The organism is Frisingicoccus sp., from assembly GCA_016298055.1.
In the GTDB taxonomy this organism is placed as follows: Bacteria; Bacillota; Clostridia; order Lachnospirales; family Lachnospiraceae; genus Frisingicoccus.
This window is the reverse complement of record JAEDDO010000093.1, coordinates 1-7105: the sequence shown is the minus strand read 5'-3', so window position 1 is coordinate 7105 and position 7105 is coordinate 1. Positions and strand designations below refer to the sequence as shown.

Annotated in this window: 7 protein-coding genes; 1 reads left to right on the top strand and 6 read right to left on the bottom strand. The window is 41.4% G+C overall.

The window, feature by feature from the left end:
• Positions 1-10: 10 nt before the first annotated feature.
• Both QZZ35_RS07920 and QZZ35_RS07915 read right to left on the bottom strand, forming a co-directional pair.
• Positions 11-1582 (bottom strand): peptidoglycan DD-metalloendopeptidase family protein, encoded by a 1572-nt coding sequence (locus QZZ35_RS07920; RefSeq protein WP_291236910.1) that lies wholly within the window; start codon positions 1580-1582, stop codon positions 11-13.
• 171 nt (positions 1583-1753) lie between these two features.
• On the bottom strand, positions 1754-2704 hold the full coding sequence (locus tag QZZ35_RS07915; RefSeq protein WP_291234899.1) for an NAD(P)-dependent oxidoreductase: 951 nt from the start codon (positions 2702-2704) through the stop codon (positions 1754-1756).
• Positions 2705-2899: 195 nt separating this feature from the next.
• Here QZZ35_RS07915 and QZZ35_RS07910 point away from each other — a divergent pair, with 195 nt between their 5' ends.
• Positions 2900-3676 carry an IclR family transcriptional regulator gene (locus QZZ35_RS07910; RefSeq protein WP_291236909.1) on the top strand — a complete coding sequence of 259 codons (777 nt, stop codon included), beginning with the start codon at positions 2900-2902 and terminating at the stop codon, positions 3674-3676.
• Between the two features lie 63 nt (positions 3677-3739).
• Here QZZ35_RS07910 and QZZ35_RS07905 read toward each other — a convergent pair whose 3' ends face one another.
• From QZZ35_RS07905 to QZZ35_RS07890, 4 genes are all read right to left on the bottom strand, one after another.
• Entirely contained in the window at positions 3740-4483 is a 744-nt protein-coding gene (locus tag QZZ35_RS07905; protein WP_291236908.1) for an amino acid ABC transporter ATP-binding protein, read from the bottom strand.
• Positions 4480-5274: an amino acid ABC transporter permease gene (locus QZZ35_RS07900; protein WP_291236907.1), complete on the bottom strand. Its 795-nt coding sequence runs from the start codon at positions 5272-5274 to the stop codon at positions 4480-4482. The genes QZZ35_RS07905 and QZZ35_RS07900 overlap by 4 nt, the downstream gene beginning before the upstream one ends.
• Positions 5275-5369: 95 nt before the next feature.
• Complete coding sequence (locus QZZ35_RS07895; RefSeq protein ID WP_291234895.1) at positions 5370-6275, bottom strand: transporter substrate-binding domain-containing protein; 906 nt, start codon at positions 6273-6275, stop codon at positions 5370-5372.
• A 129-nt stretch (positions 6276-6404) separates the two neighbouring features.
• Positions 6405-7105: GGDEF domain-containing protein (locus QZZ35_RS07890; RefSeq protein WP_291236906.1), on the bottom strand; the 701-nt coding region annotated here is incomplete at its 5' end.

Below are 7105 nucleotides of genomic sequence, written 5' to 3'. Positions count from 1 at the left end.
TAAAAGTCTTTTATGAGAGCGGACCGATACAAGTATCTGTCTGCCGCGTTTTAATATACATTCCAACAAGTGCGGTTGTCCGTTTTGAGATCACACCGCTGCCCCCATCTTTCAGATAGAGCATCGGGTCTACAGCAACACCATTCTCTTCCACCTGAAAATGCAAATGATTTCCTGTAGAGTTTCCGGTCGTTCCGCTTAATCCGATCTGCTGCCCCTTGGTCACTTGCTGTCCCTTCTTCACATACAATTCTTCGTGGTGCATATACTTTGTCACAAGTCCGTCACCATGATCAATAATAATATAATTTCCCGCCGAATTGCTGAATCCGGCATAAGTAACCACACCCGCTTCGGCAGCATAGGTCGGTATATTTTCAGAACCTGTACCCAGGTCAATTCCTTTATGGAAAGCATTATCAAAGCTCCGATAACCAAACGTACTTGTCACAACAGCGCCCGGACACGGATCTGCAAACCTTCCGATCAACGACGAAAAATCCTGCAGCGTTAACTCATCCAGACGATACAGATCATAGGACTGCATAATATGAATCAGACTGTTGCCGTAATTCACTCCTGTAGCCCATCTTCCACTGATACGCATAGCAAATGTATTCGCATCGGTTACACCACTGATCAAATCCGAATATACTTCTGTAAGTATACGACTCCTGTCTTCAATCGCTTCTGTATATGTATGATATGCACGAAATCCAGCCGTTATCGTATAGCTCTCGCCATCCGTAGTCATCTCCATTGTTTCCATATTCACTGTCCCGGCAGTTCCTTTACCCTTAACACCAAACAGATTGCAGTACTGCCATGCCAGATAGGAAAGACCGTCCCCAATCGCTCCGCCGGGACCGTATCTTCCAAATCCGGACTCCTGTATAATCTGGGCAATGGTAACAGAAGCCGGATATCCGGTCTCATCCTGACACTTTAAAGCACCCACGATCATCTCCTGCGTAATAAAAGACGGAATACCTTCAATAGGCACCGTTACATTATAGCGAATACGGTCACCAATATCAATAAACTGGGAAGAAGCCTCATACTCCTCCGACGAATTCTGATCATTCAAAAGCTCCTCCTCCTTCTCAGAAGGTTTCCCGGAAGGCTTCTCAGACGGTTTTGAATCATTTGTCTCCGTCTCTTCTTCACTCTCCTCAGTTTCTGATGTATCCGATTCTTCACTTTCTCCAGTACCCGGCTCTTCCGTTTCTGTTTCCTCTGTATCCGACTCTGCCGGCTGAGATTCTGTAGATTCAAACTCGCCGGACTCTGTTCCCGTTTCTGTTTCAATGACGGTATCTGTCTCCTGTTCGGATGAATCCTCACCAGTCTCATCTTCCTCGATCAGAGGCGTCCCGTCCTCATAAAGAATGACACAGCCATCTTTAAGCAGATAATGCCAGCCATCCGGCAATCGGTACCCTGTCCGCTCTTCATATTCCTGCGGTGTCTCCTCACGATAATTTGATTCTGATGCAAAAACCGTCATCGAACTCTGTCTCGGTGCAACCGTACTGACGGCCAGTGCCACTGCCAGTGCCGCGATGATCATCTTTTTTTTCATCTTATATTTCTTCTCCCTTCGAGCACTGTCACTCTATATCTAAGTTTTCTATTTATTCGTATTGAGACATTATAACACAAAAAAATGAATACCGCCAGATTTATCTTGAAATATAGAGAAAAAGCCGAAAGTATTGAAAACTTTAACTTTCCAATGCTCTCGGCCTCAAAATTACAGTTTAATATTAATTGGATTACCTTCCATCCATGCAGAGATATTGTTGCAAACAATACCGACTCTTTCAGCTAAAGACTCTTCGGAATAAAAACCTACATGCGGTGTAACAATACAATTCTTTGCGTTGAGAAGCGGATGATCTGCCGGAATCGGAGGTTCCATTTCGAAAACATCCACACCTGCTTTAGCAATCACGCCTTCATTAAGTGCATCTGCGAGTGCCTGACTGTCAACCAGCGGACCTCTTGCACAATTCACAAGAATTGCTGTCTTCTTCATAGAATAAATGCGCTCTCTGTTAGCGATGTGTTTTGTAGATTCCAGAAGCGGTGCATGTAATGTGATAATATCGCTCTGTTTAAATATATCATCAATGCTTACATATTCAACACCTAAGTCCTTAGCTTCCTGACTTTCAGCAACATCATAACCAAGTAATCTGCAGCCAAAAGCTTTACATAATGATGCAACTTTTCTTCCGATTGCACCTGTACCGACAATACCTACCGTCTTTCCATGCAGCGTATTATGTGTGAAACCTGCTAATGTTCCTCCATCTCTTACAACCTGATTATAAGGTACAATATTTCTGAGACATGCCAGCATCATTGTAACAGCCAATTCTCCTGTTGCATTTGTCGCATAGCCCTGAGAATTGCAGACACGCACACCTTTTGCAGCACATGCTTCCATATCTACGTGATCCACACCGGTAAATCCTACAGAAATCATCTGAAGATGCTCTGCTGCATTAATTACCTCTGCCGAAAGTTTGCTGTTCGCAATGATAAATACATCTGCATCTTTTGCACGCTCAATTTTTGCTTCTTCTGTTAATTTTTCACCACAAAAAACAAACTCATGACCTGCATCAATAAATTTCTTAGCTTCAGCCATAACAACTTCTTCTTTTACGCCGAGAGGTTCTAACATTACGATTTTCATTTTAATTATCCCCTTTTTATTTTAATTATTAAAACATTATTTCTTTTTTTAATATTACTCCACATTTTACTCGATGTCAACCTCAATCTTAGAAACTTGCCATATATTGACACATTATGATATACTGGTTCTATATTTATATTGGTATTTTAATAATTAAAATAGTTTAAGACAATTTTCAGGAGAATGATCGAAATGAAAAACCAATTCACAACAAAAAATCAATCCGTCGACAAAGTTTTTACTATCATTGAATATATGTCTGATATGCGTACACCATTAAAACTTTTAGAATTATCTAAGGGTATAGGTTTTCCGTCGAGCACGACACTGCGCCTTCTTACTTCGCTTATGGATCGAGGTTATGTCTATCAGGATCAGGAAACCCTCAAATATTCATTAACATTAAAATTTTGCCGAATAGGGGATTCCGTAAAATCGAGTTTAAATATTACGGAAATTGTCCATTCCTATTTACTTGATATATCTAACAAAACAGGGCAGACAGCCTATTTTGCCATTGAACAGGATATGATGCTGGTATATCTGGACACCATTAAAGGGAATGGATTTCAAACGATAACCACCAAGCGCATCGGCCACGTAGCACCGCTGCATGCCGCAGGCATCGGAAAGCTGCTGCTGTTAAATTACAGCGAAAGTCAGCTAATGAAACTGATTCATTCAAAAGGACTGCCCCGTTTTACGGATAATACATTATGTACTTACGAATCCTTGAAGATGGAACTTGAAAAAATCAGCAAACAGGGATATGCCATGGATGATCAGGAATGTGAAGAAGGTATACGATGTATTGCTGTACCTATAAAAGACTATTCCGGTACGATCATCGGAGGCATCAGCATTTCCGGTTCAACAGACCAGATTCTTCCCGAAAAATATGAATCGTTTCTGGACATCCTGATATCCGCTTCTGAGGCAATTTCCGAAAAACTGGGTTACAAGATATAAAAAAAAGCCGAAAGCATCTGAAATCTGCATTTCAAACACTTTCGGCTTTCTTTATTTGATAGATCAACCGTTAACAAAACGGCCTAAAAATTCTTTTGTCTGCTCACTCTTCGGATTTCCGAATACCTGCTGCGGATCTCCTTCTTCGACAATAACACCGCCTGCCATATAAACGACATGATTTGATACATCTCTGGCAAAGGCCATCTCATGTGTCACGATCATCATGGTTAAACCTTCATTGGCCAGTTTTCGCATAACGGACAATACTTCCCCAACCATCTGCGGATCCAAAGCGGATGTCGGCTCATCAAAAAGAAGAACCTCCGGCTCCATCGCCAAAGCTCTTGCAATGGCCACACGCTGTTTCTGACCGCCGGAAAGCTGACGAGGTTTTGCGTTAATATACGGCGCCATTCCAACTTTCTCAAGATAATACATCGCATTCTTTCGTGCCGTTTCTTTATCTTTCTTAAGAACGATTTCCTGACCAACCATGCAATTCTTCAGCACAGTCATGTTATTAAATAAGTTAAAACTCTGAAATACCATTCCTACTTTTGCCCGGTACGCCGCCTCATTCATTCGGCTTTCCATCATATTTAATCCATGATAAATAATCTCCCCGGATGTAGGCTCTTCAAGGAAATTGATACATCGAAGTAATGTAGATTTACCCGAACCGGATGCTCCGATAATACATGTAACATCTCCTTTGCTTACTGAAAAGTCAATATCCCGGAGAACAACATGTTTTCCAAAGGCCTTACTTAAATGGCGAATTTCTAAAATACTGTCTCCCATCATTCATCCTCCTTTGAATCCGTCTTCGAGTAACTGTACATTCCGCTTGTATGCGCAAGTGTATCTGTTGTAGCCAGATCATAATTATCCGGACCATCCAGTTTACTTTCCCAGAATCGGAGAATTCTTGAACATGTAAATGTTAAAATAAAATAGATGACCATCGCAATGGCGAAGGCTTCAAAATACAGATACTTCGCACCGGCAACGCCCTTCGTTGTATAGAAAAGCTCAACCGTTCCGATAATGGACAATACACAAGTATCTTTAATATTGATGATCAGGTTATTGCCGATCTGAGGCATAATATTACGAAGTGCCTGAGGCATAATGACATGAACCATCGTCTGAACGTGATTCATACCGATCGCCTTCGCACCTTCTGTCTGTCCCGGATCAATGGATAAAATTCCGCCTCGAACAGTCTCGGCCATGTAGGCACCTGTATTGATCGAAACAATAAAAAATGCAGCAAACCACATAGACATATTAATATTGAATACAGCTGCCGATCCGAAATAAATAAACATGGCCTGCGCCATCATTGGTGTTCCCCTGAATATTTCTACGTAAGCCGCCAGAATAAAGTTCACCACTTTTAATACAATGCGTTTCACAATATTATCTTTTTTAGATACAGGAATCGTCTGGACAATACCTACTGCAAATCCAATAATACAGCCGATAAATGTACCGACCAGCGCAATCAGCATCGTAACTCCCGCACCGCGCACGAAAGATGTTCCATATTCCTCAAGCAGCATGAGAATCTTTCCAAAAAAAGTCTCCGGCATCTTATCTTCCCCCTCGTAAATTTATTCTTTTAAATAGACATAAAGCACGGAGACCTTCCCTGTCCCCGTGCCGCTTATATCCTGTCTCTAATCGATTATTCAGAAAGAGGCTGAACCGAAATTGCTTCGTCCATCATCTTGTTGAAATCTTCTTCTGTAAGCCCTGCAAGAACGCTGTTTAACTGTTCTGTCAAAGCACTGCCTTTTTTAACAGAAATACCGATATTGATTTCTTCTTCAGAAACCTCAAAATTATCATCAGCACCTGTGAAATCCAGTAACTTAAAATCAGGATAAGCAATCAACGCTGCCTGACCTGTAGGCATATCTGTAACAACAGCATCGCACTTTCCTGCAGAAAGAGCAACTAACATAGCCGGTGCAGATTCCTGTGCAGGAAGTATCTGAGCATTTGGAATCTGTGGCAGACATGTATCATACCATACTGTATTCTGCTGAGATGTACATACAGCACCGTCAAGATCTGCAACGCCCTTAGCATCTGCATATTTTCCATCAGCTTTAACAAGAGTAATGATGGATGCATAATAATATGGTGTTGTAAAGTCTACACTTTCCAGACGATCGGATGTGATGGACTGTCCGGCAATAACACAGTCAACTTTTCCGGACTGAACAGCCGGTACAAGAGAATCCCAGTCAAGTTTTACGATCTCCAGCTCAAGACCAAGTTCATCTGCAATATGTTTTGCCATCATAACATCATAGCCATATGCATAATCTGAACTTCCGGAAATCGGTACTGCACCGTTTTCATCTGATGGCTGTGTCCAGTTATATGGTGCATAACCGCACTCCATAGCAACCTTTAACACACCGTCCTCAATCGTTTCAATTGCTGCTTCACCGGAAGCTGCTGTCTGGTCACCTGCTGTTTCTGCTTTCGTTTCTGCTTTCTTTGATCCACATCCGGTAAGCATACCGCATACCATCACACCTGCCATAGCCATGGCAAAAATTCTCTTAAAGCATGTTTTCATTTTTCCCATCCCTTTTCATTTTTCTTAAAAAAATAGCCGCAAAGGCAGCATATACGCACCCTTGCGACCTTTTTAGACCAATTTCATTATAAATGTTATCTTTTTTAAAGTCAATATGAATTTAACAAATTATCGCAACTGTTTGGAGCCTTTTATTCTGGCTTTATCCTGATACATTCTCTGGTCTGCCTCTTCTCCCGATGAAAGCCCCTCTGCAATTACGATAAATTCATCCCCGCCAAAACGTCCTACAAAATATTTTGAGGGAACTGTCTGCCTGAGGATCCTTGCAAAATTCATGATCATCAGATCACCCATATCATGCCCAAGTGTATCATTGACCACTTTCAGATCATTTAAATCCAACATGAACATCGCTGTCGGTATCGTAATCCTCAGATGTGAAGAGATTATTTCTTCACATCTATTTTTATTCGGAAGGCCTGTAGCCAGGTCCACATAGGCTTTCTCGCTCAACTCATTATTGCTTCTGGCAAGCCGGAGAGCTTTTCGGCTGGAAATAACATAATAAATAAGAAATCCTAATATCAGCACGATAATCATAACACCTGCCATAAAAACAAGCATTGCGTGCTGTCTCAGAAATTGCCGTACACTCATCTCCGAATTCATATAGCCACCGGACATAAGTGCTTCATTTATTTCGTGATCCGACATACTGGAGACACCCTTTTTCATAAATGAATACATTCTTACGTCATCTTTTCTGCAGGCCAGACTGACATAGACTTCATAACCCGTATTAGAAATGCCAAACTCTCCAATATTGTCCAGTTCATTTCTATACGAATAATATGTATCTGAACTTA